The organism is Bradyrhizobium sp. i1.15.2 (assembly GCF_040548425.1).
GTDB lineage: Bacteria > Pseudomonadota > Alphaproteobacteria > Rhizobiales > Xanthobacteraceae > Bradyrhizobium > Bradyrhizobium canariense.
In genome coordinates this window covers 245162-264889 of sequence record NZ_JBEPRQ010000003.1, presented here as the reverse complement: position 1 = coordinate 264889, position 19728 = coordinate 245162, and the positions used below count along the sequence as shown (strand labels likewise).

The window sequence follows — 19728 nt, the reverse complement described above, 5'->3', positions numbered from 1 at the left end:
ACCGGCATCCGATTGGTTGAATCGGATGCCGCTCCCGGGGCATCTAGGACCTACGATCCGAGCTTCGCCAGCATTGCACGCGCGTCGCGGAGGTCCGCCGTCTCGAAACCTTCAGTGAACTTGCCGTATGCGGACGCGAGAACACGGCGTGCATCGGCCGGATGCCCCTCGCTCACTTTCAATCGTGCCACACTGATCGCCGTTCTCAGCTCCCAAGCCAAGGCGCCCTGGCTCCGCGCCACCTCGAATGCCCTGTCGAAGGCCTGCGCGGCGGCGATCGCCGAGCGGTGCTCGCCGGGAAGCAGCAGCAATTCGCCCTTGATGCGCCAGAGTTCGGCGACGTACCACCCCTCGTCCCTCGCCTCGCATCGCGCGAGCGCCTCGTCGGCGGTCGCAAGGCCTTGCGATACCTCGCCGGCGTCGCCGAGACATACCGCGAGTTCACCGAGGGGAAGCAGAAAGCGCGGCAGGTGGCGCGCCTCGCCCGCGAGCTCAAACGTCTTGCGCAGCAGGGGCAATCCGGTCGCGAGGTCACCCCGGCGCGAGATCAGCATTCCTCTGAAGGCGCGCGCCCACAGATTCCACAGGCGGATCGGATGTCGCTCGGTGTGTTCGAGCAGCATCGTACAATAGCGCTCGGCGGCGTCGAGATCGCCGGCCAGGAACGCAATCGGGCAGGCACCCTGGCCGAGGACGCTGCAAAACGTGAGTGCGTGACCACTGGTCCGGCCTTCCTCGACGTTGTGCTCGACGACGCTCAAGGCCTGATCCGCGAGGCCGAGCAACCACAGGATCCGCGCCTGGAAATAGCGCGTCGAGACCCGCAGGTCGAACCGGAAACGAATGACCTGCGGCTTTGCCGCAAGTTCCGAGAGCCGCGACAGGGTTCGGCCGATATGATGATAGGCGAGCCGCTGGTCGCCGCGATAATGCAGCGTGGTTGCGAGAAGGCGGTCGGCCATCATGCGATCGACGGGATTGCCGGAATCGGCCACGACCTCCGCGAAGCGATTAGCAAATTCAAGCGCCTTGTGGAATTCGCCGTTATTGAACTGATCGATGCAGAGCCCCCACAGCGCGCGCAGCAGGTAATCCCTGTCACCGAGCTGCTCGGCGAGCTGTAGGGTCGCAGCCCAGGCGGGACCGGCCTCCCGGGCCCTGCCAACACCGTACATCAGTGACCAGCCGCGCGCGGCCGACAGCTGCATCCGAAGTCGCGGCGCGTTTGCAGCCGACGGATCGAGGCGCGCCAAAGCGAGTTCGGTCCGCTCGCGGCATTCGGCGAGCAGCGACAATTGCACCCAGAGCGGGACCGCGGCCGCCGTCAGGGCGGCCCCGACTTGCGAGTCCCCGCCGGGGGAGAAGGCCCAATCGAGACTAGTTCGCACGTTGTCGATGTGTCGGCCATAGAGGGTGAGCCACTCCGCCTGCGGCCTCACTTCGCTGTCGGCTTCGGCGCTGGCAAAGAATCCGCAGTAGTATTTCGCCTGGCGGTAGGCTGCGCCGGGATGTTCTCCGCCGGCACGCAGCTTCTCCAATGCATAGGCACGCGTCGTATCCAGCAGACGATAATGCGGGCTGTCGCCGCAAATATCCGCGAGAACGAGCGACTTTGCCACCAGCCTGGCAAGCTGGCCGGTCACATCGCCGATGTTCTCGCCAGCAACAGCAATCACTGCATCGAGCTGGAACTCGCCAGCGAATATGCCGAGCTGCCGGAGCAGCCACGCCTCGTCGTCCGGCAAGAGGTCGTAGCTCCAGTCGAGCGTTGCGCGTAGCGTTTGCTGCCGCGGCAACGCCGTGCGCCGGCCGGTCGTCAGGAATTTGAACCTGTCATCGAGAAGTGACGCGATCTTCGGCGGGCTAAGCATGACTGCGCGCGCCGCCGCAAACTCGATCGCCAGCGGAATGCCGTCGAGCCGGCGGCAGATGGATGCGATAGCGCCGATGTTCTCCTCGTCGGGTACAAAACTCGAACCCAGCGCCTTCGCTCTGCTCGTGAACAATTCCACTGCGCTATACGCGGAAGCGTCAGTGGGCTCGTGCCAGGTTTCAGGCGGTACGCCCAGAGGAGGCACGCGGTAGACATGTTCCCCCTCGATACGCAGCGCCTCCCGGCTTGTCGCAACAACGACCGTCCCCGCACAGTGGCTGACAACCAACTCGGCCACCTGCGCCACGGCGTCGATGACATGTTCGCAATTGTCGAGAATGAGCAGCAATGGCCGAGAGCCGATCGCGCGCGCGATGGCATCAGGCGAGATCTCCTCGCCCTCGAGCTTGGTGCCGAGGACACTGGCGATGACCGAGCAGACGAGCTTTGGATCGGACAGTGGGGCTAGCTCGACCAGCAACCGGTCAGCCACAAAGCCGGGCGGCGGCGTTCTGGCGACCTCTAGCGCGAGCGACGTCTTTCCGATGCCGCCAGGCCCGACCAGGCTCACGATGCGATAGGCCGACAGGAGCCGCCACAAATGTGCGATCGCAGCCGTTCGGCCGATGAGATCGAATGATGCGCTGGGAATGTTGATCGACGGCAGCAGGCCGGTTGCGGCAGATTGTAGCGGGGTGTCCGTATGCTGAACCCGCCATGCTCCCAGCAAACGATAACCGCGGCCAACGCTGGTTGACAACATGTCGCGGTCGGAACCGAGCGCCTTTCGGATCGCAGCGATATGCACGCGAAGTGCACTCTCCTCGACAAAGACGCCCCGCCAGACCCGCTCCTTCAGGTCGTCCCTGGTGACGAGCTGGCCCTGCGCCTGAACCAATTCCGCAAGAATCTCAAAGGCACGCCCCCCCAACGGAACGAGTTCGCCGTTCGAGCGCAATTCGCGTCTGGCAAGATCGATTTCCCATTCCGCGCAAATGTAGACGGGACGCTGGCCCGGCTCAGCCATCATTGGGACAGCCCCAAGCGGTTTCGTCATTTTCAGTCCAGCTTACCACCAACCCCGTCGAAAGACACAGGTAGCCGGGCGGCGCGGCCGCCGGCCCCTGTCTCGCAATGCGCGCCGTTCAGCAGCCGCGGCAGATCGATCCTTCCAGCATCTTCTCAAGCCGGGCATCTTCCTTGTCGATGGTCTGGTCTGTGCCAAGCAACGGCCCCTTCATCGCGTGACCACCGCCGTCGGACGACGAAAGCGCAGTGCCCAGCGAGTTCGTGCCCGGCGCGGCGGCGCTCGTCCCGAGCGCACCGCCGCTCTCCATCGACATATGCGATCCCATGCCGCCGCGGGCGGACGCAGTGCCCGAAAGCGCAACGCAGGCGAGGACGCAAACAACAGCAAATGATTTCATTGCTCACACTCCAGGTATTCAAACTATCCGCCTCCCAGAAACGGACACCGGACGCGTTTGACTACGCACAAACGCGCGAGAATCCTGACAAGCGTGACAGACTCTTCCCGCAGGAGTGATGCAGATCCACCGGGACTTTCCGCTCCGACGACCTAGATCATTTTCATCAAAAAAACTTCGGAAACGCCACCAGCCGAGCAGCGATCATCGCCAAGCGACTCTCCGCACGGAGCAAACAATGGAGAATCGCTATGAGTGTATTCAAGATTCTAATCGCAGCGGCGCTACTCTCAACGGCAACGATATCGTCGGCGTCCGCAGCCTGGTCTTTCGCTGATCAGGAGCCGGCAGCCTTTGCATCGATGTACCCCGATCGCGACGTGCTGAATGGCGGCGCACTGACGCCCGCCGGGCGAATGGGTCTCGAACGGCCGGGCGGTGCCGCGCCCGTCTTCGGCATAGGCCAATTTCGCGACCACAACTGGCATCGATGACGAGATACCACAATCCAGTATTCTGCTTTCTGCAGGTGCGGATGATGGTGCCCGTAATCCGGGAGTGCGACCGCGCCATGCGGCGCACCCTGCCGGCTTCGCGGCAGGGCCGATTGCATCGATTCGGATAGCCGACCCAAAAACTGCGAAACTTAACAGTTCTTCAGCATCCGCAACCGGGCGCGCAGCGCCGTCCGCGCTATAGTCGCTACGCCGACTGCTGCACGCGCTCGTCCGCCGCCTCGAGCGGGCGCGGCCGAGCCACGCCTCGTCAGGGTTGGCATGTGCAAAGACCGGCAGCGCCATGGAGGCATCGCTTGATCGCAGGCAGGACTGGTTATTCGATTTCGGGCAACGCGTGGCGCCTGGGAAAGCTCTTCATCTCCTGCGCTGCGCTTGCAGTCGGCAGCGCTTCCGCGGAGCCACGATATGATCCCGGCGCAAGCGACACCGAGATCCGGATCGGCAACATCATGCCCTACAGTGGCCCGGCATCTGCTTACGGCATCATCGGCAGGACGATGAGCGCGTATTTCCGCATGGTCAACGACAATGGCGGGATCAACGGCCGGAAGATCAATTTCATTTCATACGACGACGCCTACAGTCCATCCAAAGCGGTCGAGCAAGCGCGACGGCTCGTCGAGGACGACGAGGTGCTTGCGATCTTCGCTCCGTTCGGCACGGTCAGCAACGCAGCGATCCAGAAATACATGAATAGCCGGCATGTGCCGCAATTGTTCGTTATCACCGGAGCATCGCGCTGGGCGGATCCCGAGCACTTTCCGTGGACCATCGGCTGGCAACCGAGCTACCGAACCGAAGCACGCATCTATGCGGACTACATTCTGCGGCACCATCCGGGGGCAAGGATCGGTATCCTGTACCAGAACGACGACTTTGGACGCGACTATCTGCTCGGCCTGAAGGACGTGCTGCAGGACCAGTACGCGCAAATGGTGATTGCCAGCCAATCATATGAGGTCAGCACCCCGACGATCGACTCCGAGGTCGCCGCGATCAAGGCCGCTGCGCCCGACATATTCATCGACATCGCAACACCCAAATTCGCCGCGCAGGCGATCAGGACGCTCGCCGAGCTGGACTGGCATCCCATCCACATCGTGACGAACGTCTCGGTCTCGGTCGGCGCGGTGCTGAAGCCCGCCGGACTGGACAATGCGAAAGGAATTCTCAGCGCGGGGTATCAGATGGACGTGACTGATCCGCAGTGGGACAGCCATCCGGGCATGCAGCATTTTCGCGCGTTCATGGCGAAATACTATCCGGAGGCAGATCGATCGGAGAGCGGGCCGCTGGTGGCCTTCAACATGTCGAGTGCACTCGTGGAGGTGATCAGGCGTTGCGGCGACGATCTCACGCACGAAAGGATCATGCGCGTGGCCACCGATCTCGATCTCGACCTCGAAGCCTACATTCCCGGTGTTCGCATAAAGACATCACCGAGGGACTTTCGTCCGATCGAGCAGCTCCGGATGATGCGCTTCACCGGCGAAAGATGGGAATGGTTTGGCCCACTGCTGGATGGACGCACTGACCAGGCGACGTCCTCACCAAACTAGCGCGCGAACCTCCTGTCGGATGAGCCGTCGATGTATGAATTCAACGCACCGCGACGGCTTCGTGCAAAGAGGAAAATGTTCGTTCGATCGACACTGCGGATCCGGCGCACGCATGCACATGTCTCAGGTGCGGGCCGAGGCGTTCTTGGCGTCGCTTTCTCAAGGAGATGTTCGATGACGACACTGAAGTTCTTGTCGGCCGGATTCGTTGTCGCGGCCATGATTGCCTCCCCCGCGATGGCCCGCGAAGGCAACGCGAAGCGTACCAATGTCGAGGCTTATGCGTCGGCTCAGCGCGTGCCGGCCTCCGCCAAGCGCGGCTGCGCCCGTGCTCCCGACGTCGGTGCGTACGCGACCGCCCCCTGGCGCCGGCCGCCCTGCGAGCCCACCTCGGGCTATTGAGTTCGCGAACCGGAGCAAGTCCGGTTGACGCCGACCGGAAGTTGATCGCCTCAACGTTCCGGATTTTGACCTCTCGGCGGAAGGAAGGACGGCGGCTCACGACCAGGCCGCCGTTCTTGCGACTGGTGCACGTCTCCTGGAAGCATTTGGGCTCCGGAGTTCTTGCGCTGACGATTCTCGGCGATGCCGAGTAAATGATGCTTCCTTTGATGGCATCAGGTTCCCTCCGAGGGACCCTTTCCATTCTGACACGCGCCCGAACGTCGTCACGAATTCGTGTATCGATCACCAACGTGTCGGGTGTCAGCATTGATAATGAACGAAGCCCCGGCGACTGAGCGGGCCTTCTTGACACGCTGACGATCTCCCCTGTAGGAGACCCAACCGCATTGACGCTTTCAAATCCATGCCAGGGATCGGTGACCTCAAGGGGCGGGCTCGTGATTTCCCCCGGATCACGGCGGCGGAATTGAATCACGGGCCCCCTTATGTCGGTTGATCGCACCTACTCTTTCGGACAATGGCATATCGATTGCCAACGAAGAGAGTTGAGGCACAACGACGTCACGGTGCCGATCGGAAGCCGCGCGTTCGAGGTTCTCGAGAGGCTGGTCGGCTCCGCGGGTCTCCTGGTCACCAAGGATGATTTGATCGGAAGCGTCTGGTCGGGCCTGACCGTCGAAGACAACACGCTTCAGGTCCATATCTCGGCCGTCCGCAAGGCACTCGGGGAGGATCGCAATCTCCTCAAGACGGTTTCGGGCCGCGGCTATACCCTCTCCGGGACTTGGCAAAGCGGGCATCTGGATCACCCTGCCGCCGCACCGGTAACGATTCCGGCCGACGTGCCCTTTTCAAGCAACCTGCCGAGTATCCGTGCGCCTCTTATCGGTCGCGAGGATTGCATGAGCCAATTGGTCGATGTGCTTTCGGCCTATCGGGCAGTGACCCTCGTCGGACCCGGCGGCATCGGAAAGACGAAGCTGGCAATCGAGCTGGCGCGCAGCGTCGCGCCCGCGTTCAACGATTCCGTGGCGCTGGTCGAACTTGCGACCCTGCAGGATGCGGCACTTGCGGCATCCGCATGCGCCCGTGCACTCAAGCTCGCCTCGAACGACAAGGAAGCCTCGGCCGCAAGCATTGCGCAGGCCATCGGAACCCGCCGTCTGCTTCTTGTCCTGGACAATTGCGAGCATGTGATCGAAGTCGCCGCGCAGATCGCCAGTGCCGTGCTTCGCTATTGTCCGAACGTCACCGTGCTCGCGACCAGCCGCGAAGGTCTCCGCATCGACGGCGAATATGTTGCGGCCATTCCGGCGCTGTCGGTTCCCGATCCCGAGATGCACGATCCCGACTTGCTGCTGCGGGCAAGCGCAGTGCAGCTGTTCGTCGCGCGAACGCGGGCCCTACGTGCGACCTTCGTTGCGGGCGCGGAGGAACTCCGGAAGATCGCCGCCATCTGTCGCCGCCTCGACGGCATTCCGCTCGCGTTGGAGTTTGCCGCGGCCCGGGCCGCCAATCTCGGGGTCGATACCGTACTGCTCCGTCTCGACAAGCGCTTCGAGCTCCTGAATGGCGGCCGCCGCGACCAGTTGCCGCGCCACCAGACCCTGCGAGCGACACTGGACTGGAGCTACGACCTTTTGACCCCGGCAGAGCAGCACCTGCTTTGCCAGCTCGCGGTGTTTCCGGCCGGCTTCACGCTCGATGCGGCCAGTGCAATGATGGACGACACTCTGTCGCGGTCGGACGTCATTGAAACCCTGTTCAATCTGGTCGGGAAATCGCTGGTGTCGCTGGACCCCTCATTCGAGGGACGATGGCGGCTCCTGGAGAGCACCCGCGCTTATGCGCTGGAGAAGCTCGCAGAGGCAGGCCTCGTCGAGCGGGCGGCAAGGCGGCAGGCCGGCTTTCTCAGGCAGATCATCGCACCGCTCGGCGATGCCTCTCCCGCTCCCGACGACATCTCCCGTTTCGCTCAGGAGATCGGCAACGTGCACGCCGCGCTCGACTGGGCGTTCTCGCCCGGTGGAGAGACCGCGCTTGGAATCGAACTGACGGCCGGATTCGTTCCGGTATGGATGCAGTTGCTGTCTTTCGTGGAATGCTCGACGCGGATCGAGCACGCGCTTGCGCATTTCGGTCCCGGGTTCACCTGCGTTCCGAAGCTCAAGGCGCAGCTCTATGTCGCGTTGGGTTTCGCACTTCTCAACACGGCGGGAACAGCGGACCGCATGAAGGCGGCGCTGAGCATCGGTCTCGTGCTCGCCGAGGAATTGTCCGATCTCGAGCTTCAGCTCAAGGCGGTCTGGACCTTGTGGAGCTATAATCTCAACTCGGGCCAATATGCCGCGGCCAAGGAGGTTGGCGAACGCTACCTCGAGATCGCGCTACGCACCGGAAATCCCGCCAACGAGGCGGTAGGCCGTCGCCTGATCGGCGCTGCCACGCATTTCTTTGGAATGCAGGAGGATGCACGACGCGAGCTGACGCTGTCCCTGGACCATTCGGCTCACGGATTGAACGGCGGTGCGAACCAGATGTGGTTTTTGCTGAACCAGAGTGTCCTCGCCAAGGCGATGTTGGCGCGCGTCCTGCTGCTGCAGGGCAGGATCACCCAGAGCAGATCTCTGGCCGCCGAGTGCCTCGAGGAGGCCCGGCGCGAGAAGGACAAGCTTGCGATCGCCTATGCACTCCGCAATGCCGTCTGCCCGATCGCGCTGATGACGCATGATCTTGCCGCCGCCGATCAGGCGATATCCTCCCTTCTCGAACTCGTCACGCGCGAGGGAATAGCTTTCTGGACCAGCTGGACGTCCTGCCTGAAGGGACAATTGCTGGTTCTGCAAGGCAAGCATCACGACGGAATAGCGCTGCTGCGCAGCGGCCTGAAGGCGCGGACCGAGAACGGCTGGCTGATGCGCAATCCCGAGTTTCTCGGATCGCTCGCCGAAGGCCTGCTCGCGATCGGTGAGGCTGCGCAGGCCCTGGCCGCGGTGGAAGAGGCCTTGTCGATGTCGCGGCAAGGCCGGCAATTGTGGTGCCTTGCGGACCTATTGCGGATCAAGGCCGAGATTCTCCTGGCCAACGGACCATCCGATCTTTCGCGAGCCGAGGTGCTGTTCGCCGAGGGACTGTCCATCGCCAGGGACCAGCAATGCCGCTTCTACGAGTTGAAAGTTGCGGCTGCGTGGGCAGGGATCATGGCGAAATCGAACCGTCAGCAGACGGCCCTTGATCTTGTGGGCCCGGTGAGCGCGCTGTTCGATCAGGAGATTGACCTTCCCGCACTCGCCTTTGCCCGCACTCTGGCTGAAATACCGGGCATCTCGCTTTCGACATCCGACGGCGACCGGCTCCCATCCTGCACCTGCCATTAGGTTGCGATGCCTTTCGGCCGACACTGCCCTTCACTCCATCTTCCGGACCTTGCGTGATGAACATCTCTCGACGACAGATTTTGGGCGGCATCGGCGCTTCGGTGTTTTCGCCCGGCATCATCCGTGCGCAGGGCACGGGACCGATCAGGATCGGCGAGATCAACTCCTATAGCAGCGCCCCCGCGTTCACCCTGCCCTATCGTCGCGGCTGGCAGTTGGCGGTCGAGCAGGTCAACGCCAAAGGCGGCCTTCTCGGTCGCGAGCTGCAGGTCGTCAGCCGGGACGACGAAGGCAAACCCAGCGTCGCGATCCGCGCGGCAGAGGAGCTCGTGCGCAGGAACGACGTCGATCTGCTGGCTGGCGCATATCTGTCGAATGTCGGCCTCGCGATCAGCGACTTCGCCCGGCAGAACCGGGTCTTGTTCGTGGCGAGCGAGCCGCTCACGGATGCCCTCGTCTGGGAGCGGGGACATCGATATTGCTACAGGCTCCGCCCCTCGACCTACATGCTGGCAGCGATGCTGGTTGAGGAGGCCGCTCAACTCAAGGCGACACGATGGGCGACAATCGCTCCGAACTACGAGTACGGGCAGTCGGCCGTAAGGTGGTTCATGCAGCTTCTCCGCCAACGTCGCCCCGATGTCGCGTTCGTTGGCAGTCAATGGCCGCCGCTGGCTGCCATCGATGCCGGCGTGGTCGTGAACGCGCTCGCACAGCAGAATCCCGAGGCGATCCTCAATATCACCTTCGGGCCCGATCTCACCAAATTCGTCCGGCAGGGAAAGGATCGCGGCCTGTTCGAAGGACGAGATGTCGTGTCGTTCACGACAGGCGAACCCGAATATCTCCATCCGCTCGGAGAGGACGCGCCGACAGGTTGGATCGTGACCGGCTATCCCGTGACCGAGATCCTGGACCGCGCCAACAGTTCATTCGCATCGGCGTATTCCTCGCGATATGGCGAGGCTCCCACCATGGGCTCCGTGGTCGGTCACGCCATGATCAGCTCCATCGTGGCTCCGATCGAGCGGCTCGGGAGCCTCGATACCGAAACGATGGCGGATGGGTTTGGCAATGTCAGCTTCGATACACCGTTTGGACCGGCAATTTGGCGTTCGATCGATCATCAAAGCACGATGGGAACATTCGTCGGTCGCACCGCGGTCAGGGGCAACAAAGCCGTCATGGTAGACTGGAAATATAGGGATGGTGGAAGCGTGCTTCCCCCGGATGCCGAAGTCCGCAAGTTGCGCCCGGCAATATGACTGGCGAATGCCGTGTGATGCGATAACACGGAAGCCCTGCAAGTCCATCTCAGCATCCCGGCGGCAGGATCGGCGACACGCCCGGCGTCGGCGCTGCGCCTGAGGCGTTCGCCGGCACCACTGTCGCGGGCTCCGCCAGGTTCATAGAGACCCCTTCCGCGCAAGCCGCGCTGTTAGGGCTCGGCACGACGGTGGCGTTCGGGTCGATGCCCGTGCCGCCGGCGTTGCTGGCGTCCGCCGGGATCGTGCCGGGCGCGGGGCTTGCAGGCACTTGCGAAATCGAAAGCGGCAAAGACGCAGCGCTGGTCACCTGTCCTCCCGGCGTTGAACTGCAGGCCACTGTCGCACCTGTTCCCGCCGGAGCGGCCGCGGGAATCGTCCCGATGGAGCTACCGCTCTGTCCCGTGAGCGGCAGGATCGGAGCCGCGATGCCCGGAGGCGAAAGACCCGTGGGCGATACAGCTGGAGTCGCCGGCACCGGCGACAGCGATGACGATGGCGGCGCGCAGATGACCACTGTCCCCGGCGTCACCGGATCCGACGCCAGCGGAACGGGCGCCAGCGTCGTATCCGGAGCACCCGGCACAGTCGTTGCGGAAAACGGCCCCGGGCTGTTGAGCGGCGAGATCACGATCGCGCCCGGCACCGTCGGCAGATCCATTGCGGTGCTGCCGGTCGTTGCGATTTGTGCCTGGCCCGGAGAGAAGCCGAGCAGGAAAGCGACCATCATTGCAAACGCGAACCGTATCATCTCTCGTGTCCCTAGCTCGTCTCAAGCTTGCGAACGGTGACCTTGCTGCCTTCTGCCAGCGTGACCGCAGGATTGAGCACGACCTGATCGCCGGGCTGCACGCCGTCGCGCACTTCCACCGTGGTGCCGAAATCCCTGGAGATCGAGACCTGCTGTAAGTGGACCGTGCCGTTCCGCACGACCGCGACGTGGAGGCCATTCTGATCGAAGACGAGCGCGTCGGACGGGATCGTCATTGATGGCGTCCTGCGCGGTATCGATAGTTCGACGGTGCAATAGATGCCGGGACTGAGCAGACCATCTGGATTGGGCACGTCGATCTCGGTCAACAGCGTTCGGCTCCCCGGCTGCAGCGCGGTTGCGATCCGCGTGACCTTGCCCGCAAACGTCCGCCCCGGAATCTCGGGAACGCGGATGTCCGCATCGACGCCCGGGGCAACTCCGAAAGCCTCGTCCTGCGGTACGAAGACCTGAGTTCGGACCACATCGGAATGCATCATCGTGAACATGAAGGTGGAGCCGGCTTGCACCAGGCTGCCATTGTCCACGTTCCGCTGCGTGACCACGCCATCGAACGGCGCCACCACACGCTGGTAGGACTTCTCTTGCTGGAGAACGCGAATCTGCGCCTCCTGCGCCGTGATGTTCGACTGGGCGACGCCCACAGCCCCCTGCTGCGCGCGCAGGGTGAGACGGTCGTTGTCGCCCTGCTGTGCCGTTAACCAGCCTTGCTTGACAAGATTGCTGTCGCGCGAGTTGGTGACGTCGGCCAGCTCCCGGCTGGCTTGCGCCTGCTGAAGCGCAGCCTGGTCCTGGGCGAGCGTCGCCTGCGCCTGCGCGATCTGCTGATCCAGCTCGGGAGCGGTGATTTCCGCGAGGAGATCGCCCTTCCTCACGCGATCGCCGATATCGACGTGGCGCTTCTCGATGTAGCCGCTGGTCCGCGCGAAGATGTTGGCCGCCTCGAATGCAGTCGTCGTCGCTGGCAGGCTGACCTTCATGATGTCGCCGCTGGGCTTGACCGTCGCCACCCGAATTTCCGGAATGTTGGTCCGAACCTGTTCGGCCACGGCGGCCACCTGACGCGCAACCTCGTAGTGCCGCCAGCCGCCGATGCCGAGACCGCCCGCAAGCAGCAGGAGCAGGCCTCCGCCCAGCAGCGCCCCACCATAAGGGCGTCCGGATCGTGCGCCCTTGCTCGGCAGCTCCACAACCCGGAGGTTTTCCGCCCCGGGGCGATCTCTCGCACCGTCGTCATCGGTTCTTGCGCGAACGTCGCTCATTCCGGTTGCTCCTCAAATACGCCGTGCCGAGGCTTGCCATCGTTGCTCTTGCGCAGCATGGCGAAGAGATACGGCACGATCAGCAGGGTGGTCGGGGTTGCGAACAGCAGCCCGCCGATGACCGCCCGCGCGAGCGCCGCGTTCTGCTCCTCGCCCGGACCGCCGATCGCCATCGGGATCATGCCTACGATCATCGCGGCCGCGGTCATCAGGACGGGCCGGATCCTCGTACGGCCTGCGCTCAGCGCCGCCTGGAACGCGGAATGCCCCTTCAACTGCTCGTCACGCGCGAAGGTCACGAGCAGGATGGAATTTGCCGAGGCAACGCCGATCGCCATGATGGCTCCCATCAGCGATGGCACGTTCAGCGTCGTCCCGGTAATGAACAGCATCGTCACGATGCCGCAAAATGTCGCCGGCAGCGCCAGGATGACGACGAAGGGATCGCCAAAATTCTGATAGTTCACGACCATCAGCAGGTAGACCAGGATAGCGGCGAACAGCAGTCCCATCCCGAGATCGCGGAACGACTGATGCATGCTCTGGATCTGTCCCAGAACCTGGATCGAATTGCCTGGCTGGAGCTGCTTCTGCAGGGCTGACGTCACCTTCTCGATATCGGCCGCTACGCTGCCGAGATCGCGGCCCTGGACACTCGCATAGACGTCGAACACCGGCTGGACATTGGCCTGGTTCGAATTGGTGGGAACGGTCCCCCGCTTGAACGTCGCGACATTGCTGAGCAAGCCCGGCACCGTCTGACCGCTTGCGGCAGCCGAGGCCGACACTGGCGTGTTGCCCAAGGCGTTCAGCGAATCAGCCCTGTATTCGGGTGTCTGCACCGCAAGGTAATAGGGGATGCCTGACGTCGGGTCCGTCCAGAAATTCGGCGAGACCTGCGCGGACGAGCTGAGGCTGACATTGATATTGGTCGCCACCGTGCTCGCATTGAGGCCGAGCTGTGCGGCGCGGGTGCGGTCGATGTCGGCGTAGAACGCGGGAGCATCGACCTCCTGCTGCAGATGCGCATCGACCACGCCGGGGATCGCCGCGAGGCTCTTCTGCAGCTCCTTGGCCACGGCCAGATTGTTGCTGCCGTAACCGACCGTGCGGACATCGATCTGCGCGGGAAGCCCGAAGTTCAGGATCTGCGTGACGATATCGGCCGCCTGGAAATAAAAGGTGTCCTCCGGGAACGCCGCTGGCAGCACCTGCCGCAACTTCCTGACGTAATCCGCCGTCGGCTTGTGCCCATCCTTCAGCGATACCAGAATGGTGCCGTCATTCACTCCGATCGTCGAGCCGTCGGTGAATGCGAGATTGTAGGCCCGCGCCGGAAGACCGATATTGTCGACGATCAACGCCCGGTCGCCTTCCGGAATGACCTCGCGGACCTTGTCCTCGACCGCCTGGAAGATCGCTTCCGTACGCTCGATCCGCGTACCCGCTGGCGCGCGAACATGGAGCTGGATCTGGCCGCCGTCGATGACGGGATAAAAATCCCTGCCGACATAGGCGAACATGGTGGCTCCGAGCGCCAGCACAAGCACGGCGACGACGGGCACGACGGCACGACGCCGCAACAACTTTTGCAGGAGATCGGAATAGCCCTCGCGCAGGTGCTCGAACCCGCGCTCGAACGCAGCGGAGGCGCGCGCAAAGATGCCTGACGGGCGCGCGCTCTCGCCATGACGCCGTTCGCCCTTCAGCAGCAGGCCGATGGTGATCGGCGTGAGCGTTCGCGACAGCCCGTAGGACGCCAACATCGCGAACACCACCGCCAGGCCGAGCGGCGTGAAGAGGTATTTGGCCGGGCCCTCCAGGAACACGACCGAGGTGAACACGCAACTGATCGCGAGCGTCGAGACCAGCGTCGGGATGGCGATTTCAGCGGCTCCGTGCAGGGTCGCCTCGGGCAACGGCATGCCTTCCTCGGTCCAGAGCCGGTGCGTGTTCTCGATCGTCACCGTCGAATCGTCGACGAGGATACCGACCGCGAGGGCGAGCCCGCCGAGCGTCATTGTGTTGAGGGTCTCGCCGAGGAAATACAGCACGATCAGCGAAGACAGCATCGCCAGCGGGATCGAGATCAGGACGACCAGCGTCGACCGCCACGATCCCAGAAACACCAAGATCATCAGCGCGGTCAGGCCGGCGGCGATCGCACCTTCGCGCAGCACGCCATTGACCGAATGGGTCACGAATATCGACTGGTCGAACAGCTCGTTGATCTTCAGCCCCGCCGGAGCCGCCGCGCGGATAGACGTCAACGCCGCCTTGACGCCGTTGACGACAGCGAGCGTGGAGGCATTTCCGTTCTTGATGATGCTGAGCAGGACGGCGCGGTGGCCGTCCTCGCGCACGATGTTCTGCTGGACCTGGGCCCCGTCGCGGACCTGGGCGACGTCCTTCAGGAAGATCGTGGCCCCGTTCACGAACTTGACGGGGATCATGTTGAGATCCTGGATCGTGGCCGGCGTCGCATTGGTTCGAACGGTGTACTGGGTGTCGCCGATCTTGGTCGTGCCGGTCGGCAGCGTCAGGTTCTGGGTGTTCACCGCATTGACGATGTCGAGCGGCGTCAATCCGCGCGACAGGAGCTTGTTCGGATCGATGTCGACCATGATCTGGCGGTATTTGCCGCCGGCAGGCGTGGGCAGGGTCACGCCCGGAACGGGAGCCAGCTGCTGGCGGACGCGGTAAATGCCGAAATCGTAGAGCTGCTGCTCGTTCAGGCTGTTCGACTGGAGACTGAGCTGGAGCACCGGGACGCTCGAGGCATTGAACTGCACGATGATCGGCGGCTGGATCCCCGGCGGCATCAGGGCGCGGATGGCATTGGTCCCCGAGACGATCTGCGAGATCGCGAGATCGAGATTGACGTCCGGCTGGAAGTAGATTTTCTGAATCGAGAGGCCGTTGAGGGTCTGCGCTTCGATATTCTTGATGCCACTGACATTGGCGCTGATCGAATACTGGCTGTAGGTGCTGACGCGCTGCTCCATCTCCGGCGTGGACAGGCCGGTGTAGCTCCAGATCACGGTGACCACGGGGATCCGGATCTCCGGGAAAATATCCGTCGGCATCGACCGGATTGCGATCCCGCCGAGGAACAGGATCAGCGCAGCAAGCACATAGAATGTGTGCGGAAGCCGTAGCGCGAAGCGAACAATTCCCATGGGGGTCTGCCTGGAGGGAGTTACGCGGGATCGTCGGACAGATGAGAGCGGCCGGACCTGCGTTCAAATGAAAACGAATTCAGACGCTGCATGCGGTGCCCCGTGGCGCATCCTGCACGGCAAGCATCACGGCGCGCTTGACCTTGGCAAAGGCGCGCATCTCGATCTGCCTGACACGTTCGCTGGATATGGAGAGTTCGTGGGCCAGCCGATCGAGCGTGACGGGGCATTCCGTCAGCCGCCGCGCCTCGAAGACGCGACGTTCCCGCGCCGCGAGCCCGCTGAGCGCAACACGCAAGGCGCTGGCACGCCGCTCGGTCTGCTCGTGATCGACCAGCACCGTCTCGGCGTCGACCGCCCCGTCGACCAGCAAGGCTTCCAGCTCGGTTCCGCTGTCCTCGCCACCGATGCGCACGTTCAGCGACATGTCGCCATGCAGCCGCGCGTCCATCTCGATCACCTCACGCGCGGTGACCTCGAGCTTCCCCGCGATCAGTTCGGCGACGTCAGGCGTGAGCCCCGACATCGCGCTGCCGGTGGCTTTCCTGATCTCGCCGCGGAGTTTGAAAAACAGCTTCTTCTGCGCGGCCGTCGTCCCGATCTTGACGAGGGACCAGGAACGCAGGATGTACTCGTGAATAGCGGCTTTGATCCACCAGACCGCGTAGGTGGAGAAGCGCGCGCCGCGGCCGGGTTCGAAGCGTGACGCTGCGATCACGAGGCCCAGATTAGCCTCAGCAATCAGATCGACCATCGGAAGGCCGTATCGCTTGTAGCCTCGCGCCAGCCTGGCCGCGAGCCGAAGATGGCTGGTGACGAGCGCGTCCGCCGCGCTTCGGTCCCGCGTCTGCTGCCAGCGGCGTGCAAGCTGCTGCTCCTGACCGGGCTCGAGGAAGTCGTAGCGCCCGATGGCCGCGGAATACGCGCTGAGGAACGGCACCGACACCGGTGCGACCGGCGTCGCAGGGGGATTGATCCTCGTCACTTCGTGGCTAGTCTGCATCTGTCGCTCCCGCACTCCAGGCCGGCTGATCAATCTCGAAAGCATCGTGGACCATGTGGCTCATCCCATCTGGTCTGCGTCTGCGCGCAGCAATGTCCGCGACCGGCGCGTGGCGGCCTTGCCCATCCGTCCGGTCCAGGCAAGGATCTCGATCCGTCCACCAGGGGCGGGACCGACGATCAGCCGAAAGTCGTGCAGCTTGACGATGGCGGCGACCAGGCTCAGTCCGAGGCCGACGCCCGGCGTATGGCGCATCTTGTCGGAGCGATAGAACCGCCGCAGCACCGCCTCGCGTTCCTGCTCGCTGATGCCGGGCCCGGTATCGCTGACGCGCACCAGCGCAGTGTCGTCGTCCGCTTCCAGGGCGAGCTCGACCCGACCGCCTGACGGCGTGAACTTGACGGCATTGTCGACGAGATTGGCGACCGCCTCGAACAGCAGGTCCCGGTCGCCCCACACAAGCACATCGCGCTCGATGACGACACCGAGCCCCACGCGCTTGTCTTCGGCGATGGGTTCGTAGACATCGCACACCTCCCGCAGAATCTCGTCGAGCGCGACCTCGCCAAAGCCGGCCATGCGGCGGTTGTTCTCGATCTCGGTCAGGCGCAGCAGGGCGGTGACGATCGCGAGCGACTGGTCGATGCCGGCAATGGCTTTGTCGATGGTCTCCTGCAGCTCCTCCAGAGTGGCCGCATGGGAGCGCCCGCGCTCCAGCGCCAGGCGGACGCGCGTGAGCGGCGTCCTGAGATCATGGGCGATGTCGTTGCCGACGCCGGCGAGCGCATTGATCATCGCCTCCATCTCGTCGAGCATGCCGTTGACGATCCCGGCCAGCCGCGCGAACGGATCGTCCGTCCCGTCCTGCGGAAGCCGCTCGCGCAGCTCGCCGGCCACGATGCGCTGGACCCGCTGGTTCACCTCCTCGACGCGCCTCTGGGCGCGCAGGCTGAGCCAGGCACCGGCCAGCAGGCAGAGGCTGAAGGCCGGCAGCAGGCCCAGGGCCAGCGCCTGCCCCACCACGCTCGAGATCTCGCGTGTCTCATCGACATTCCGTCCGACCACCAGGACATCGCCGCCGTCGAGGCGCTTGCCAACCACCCTGACGACAGGATTGTGCACCGTCGGCGACTTGATGAGATCGAGGCGCACGCCCTGCACCGCTCCATCGAGCCCGAGCTCGCGCGGCACGTGGTCGATGTTGCCGGCAAGGCGGGTGCCCGCGGCATCGAACAGTCCCGCGTATTGCACGCCCCTGGAATCCTGATCGAGATGATCCGCGATCGCGCTGATGCGATGGGCCGGCGACAGGTCTGAGATGAAGTGAATCTGGGTGGTAATCATGCGATCGGATCGCGCGACCAGATAGTTGTCGAGCTTCCAATAGATGAATGCGAACAGGCCGACCACGAACAGCGCGAAGCCGGCCGCCATGGCCAGGGCCGAAAGGAACGTGCTGGAGCGGATCAGCTGGATCTGACGCATCGCCGGCCCCTATTGCCGCGAACGCAGGACGAAGCCGGAGCCTCGGACGTTGTGGATGAGCGGCACCTCTCCGGGGCCGTCGACCTTGTGACGGAGCCGGCCCATATGCACGTCGATCAGGTTCGTGGTTGCCGGAACGAACTTGTAGTTCCAGACCTCCTCCAGCAGCATCGCACGCGTCAGCACCTGGTCGTTCCGGCGCATCATGTATTCGAGCAGGCGGAATTCGCGCGGCAGCAACTCGAGCCGGCGTTCGCCGCGCCGCGCGGTCCGCTCGATCAGATCGAGCTCGAGCGGTCCGACATGCAGGATGGTTTCGCGGCTGTCGATCGGACGGCGCAGCAACGCCTCTATCCGCGCGACCAGCTCGATGATCGCGAACGGTTTTGTGAGGTAATCATCTCCGCCCATTCGCAATCCGCGCACCCGGTCGTCCACCGCGCCGAGCGCACTCAGGACGAGAACGGGCGTCCTGACCTGGTCGTTGCGAAGTGCCTCGATGACGGTCAGCCCATCCATTCCCGGCAGCATGCGATCGACGATCATGGCATCGGGGCTCGACACGCGCGCGCGGTCGAGGCCGTCGACGCCGTCGGCGGACCAATGCACCTCGAACCCGCGGTCGGCAAGCTCGGCGACAATCGCCTCGGCGGTCTCGGCGTCGTCCTCGATCAGGAGAATCCGGTTCATGACCCTCGCTCCACGTTCCACGCGGCGTCTCGGCGCGCGGTAGGGGCGCGTGGGCTCGGCGACGCGTTGGGTCATGTGCGATGCCCGTGCTCGTCGAACGCGCGGCCTTGATGTCGCCTGTTGCCGGCCACTCGCTGCGGTACGGGATAGGCTTGCGGCGCATGGGGCGCCATTGAATTGCAGTTCATGATGCAGGCTGCGCGTCGCGCCAGCAGCGCCAGTGCAATGCGTGTTGCCAATGTCGTGATCATCTTGTGGGCTCCGCTCCGAACTGCGCTGCATCGAACATATGAGCTCGACGCGCTCGCAGTCGTCCGGGGGACAACGGATGTTATGGATTCGCACGATCGTGGTTGCGACGTCACATCGGCTCACGGGCCGTTGAATTGCGGTGAGCAAATCGTGCATTTGAATCGGGCCCGATCGCGCACACCTCGACGACCAGCCGGCTTGGTCGGCCTGATGTCATCAAAGGAGAGAGCGAATGACCACGTCCAGACTGTTGTCGATGGGACTGATTGCGGCCGCCATGCTCGGCGGCCCCGCCATGGCGCGCGAGCATCACCGCCTCGTGCGGCAACCCGCGACGGCGGCCGACACGATCGCGACGAGCGCGCCGGTCTATCAGGGCGAACGTGGCTGCGTGCCGGCGCCGCGCGTCGGCGCCTTCGCCACTGCGCCGTGGACCGGCAACAACGTGCCTTGCGAGCCCGGCACCGGCAGCTTCTTCTGATCGCGCCAACGCATCCGGCCGAGTGACTTCGCCGCCCGGACGCATATCGAATGACAGGGAGCGGACTGATCTCGTCAGCCCGCTCCCTTGCGTTGCGTCGCGACCAGGCGCGGCGCGATCACCTTCGTGCGCGGCGAGCCCGATGTCTGACCCCAATGTCTGACGTCGAATTCAGTTGGA

Annotated in this window: 14 protein-coding genes; 5 read left to right on the top strand and 9 right to left on the bottom strand. The window is 63.8% G+C overall.

Features of this window, described 5'->3' with window-relative positions:
* Window positions 1–50 precede the first annotated feature (50 nt).
* Both ABIB80_RS08780 and ABIB80_RS08775 read right to left on the bottom strand, forming a co-directional pair.
* Window positions 51–2903 carry an ATP-binding protein gene (locus ABIB80_RS08780; protein WP_354127195.1) on the bottom strand — a complete coding sequence of 951 codons (2853 nt, stop codon included), beginning with the start codon at window positions 2901–2903 and terminating at the stop codon, window positions 51–53.
* A gap of 115 nt (window positions 2904–3018) precedes the next feature.
* On the bottom strand, window positions 3019–3300 hold the full coding sequence (locus ABIB80_RS08775) for a hypothetical protein (protein ID WP_007596089.1): 282 nt from the start codon (window positions 3298–3300) through the stop codon (window positions 3019–3021).
* 811 nt (window positions 3301–4111) lie between these two features.
* On the opposite strand from ABIB80_RS08775, the gene ABIB80_RS08770 reads away from it, so the two are divergent.
* The 4 genes from ABIB80_RS08770 (at window position 4112) to ABIB80_RS08755 (ending at window position 10424) form a co-directional block, all read left to right on the top strand.
* Complete coding sequence (locus ABIB80_RS08770) at window positions 4112–5377, top strand: ABC transporter substrate-binding protein (RefSeq protein WP_007596093.1); 1266 nt, start codon at window positions 4112–4114, stop codon at window positions 5375–5377.
* Window positions 5378–5551: 174 nt separating this feature from the next.
* Window positions 5552–5779: a hypothetical protein gene (locus ABIB80_RS08765; RefSeq protein ID WP_219681611.1), complete on the top strand. Its 228-nt coding sequence runs from the start codon at window positions 5552–5554 to the stop codon at window positions 5777–5779.
* 548 nt (window positions 5780–6327) lie between these two features.
* On the top strand, window positions 6328–9159 hold the full coding sequence (locus tag ABIB80_RS08760; RefSeq protein WP_354127194.1) for an ATP-binding protein: 2832 nt from the start codon (window positions 6328–6330) through the stop codon (window positions 9157–9159).
* A gap of 56 nt (window positions 9160–9215) precedes the next feature.
* Window positions 9216–10424, top strand: coding sequence for an ABC transporter substrate-binding protein (locus ABIB80_RS08755; protein WP_354127193.1), 1209 nt, complete (start codon window positions 9216–9218; stop codon window positions 10422–10424).
* Window positions 10425–10473: 49 nt separating this feature from the next.
* Here ABIB80_RS08755 and ABIB80_RS08750 read toward each other — a convergent pair whose 3' ends face one another.
* The 7 genes from ABIB80_RS08750 to ABIB80_RS08720 form a co-directional block, all read right to left on the bottom strand.
* Complete coding sequence (locus ABIB80_RS08750; protein WP_354127192.1) at window positions 10474–11175, bottom strand: hypothetical protein; 702 nt, start codon at window positions 11173–11175, stop codon at window positions 10474–10476.
* Between the two features lie 11 nt (window positions 11176–11186).
* Window positions 11187–12458 (bottom strand): efflux RND transporter periplasmic adaptor subunit, encoded by a 1272-nt coding sequence (locus ABIB80_RS08745; protein WP_354127191.1) that lies wholly within the window; start codon window positions 12456–12458, stop codon window positions 11187–11189.
* Window positions 12455–15637: an efflux RND transporter permease subunit gene (locus ABIB80_RS08740; protein WP_007596100.1), complete on the bottom strand. Its 3183-nt coding sequence runs from the start codon at window positions 15635–15637 to the stop codon at window positions 12455–12457. Before ABIB80_RS08740 ends, ABIB80_RS08745 begins: the two co-directional genes overlap by 4 nt.
* A 79-nt stretch (window positions 15638–15716) precedes the next feature.
* The gene (rpoH, locus tag ABIB80_RS08735; protein WP_354127190.1) at window positions 15717–16640 is read right to left on the bottom strand and encodes an RNA polymerase sigma factor RpoH; all 924 of its coding nucleotides are present in this window, start codon (window positions 16638–16640) and stop codon (window positions 15717–15719) included.
* Window positions 16641–16700: 60 nt separating this feature from the next.
* Window positions 16701–18125, bottom strand: a complete 1425-nt coding sequence (locus tag ABIB80_RS08730; RefSeq protein WP_007596103.1) for a sensor histidine kinase — start codon at window positions 18123–18125, stop codon at window positions 16701–16703.
* Between the two features lie 9 nt (window positions 18126–18134).
* A complete protein-coding gene (locus tag ABIB80_RS08725; protein WP_035993491.1) occupies window positions 18135–18815 on the bottom strand; it encodes a response regulator transcription factor in 681 nt (226 codons plus the stop codon).
* 71 nt (window positions 18816–18886) lie between these two features.
* Window positions 18887–19066: a hypothetical protein gene (locus tag ABIB80_RS08720; RefSeq protein ID WP_007596105.1), complete on the bottom strand. Its 180-nt coding sequence runs from the start codon at window positions 19064–19066 to the stop codon at window positions 18887–18889.
* A gap of 233 nt (window positions 19067–19299) precedes the next feature.
* On the opposite strand from ABIB80_RS08720, the gene ABIB80_RS08715 reads away from it, so the two are divergent.
* The gene (locus ABIB80_RS08715; protein ID WP_219681617.1) at window positions 19300–19548 is read left to right on the top strand and encodes a hypothetical protein; all 249 of its coding nucleotides are present in this window, start codon (window positions 19300–19302) and stop codon (window positions 19546–19548) included.
* Window positions 19549–19728: the final 180 nt, after the last annotated feature.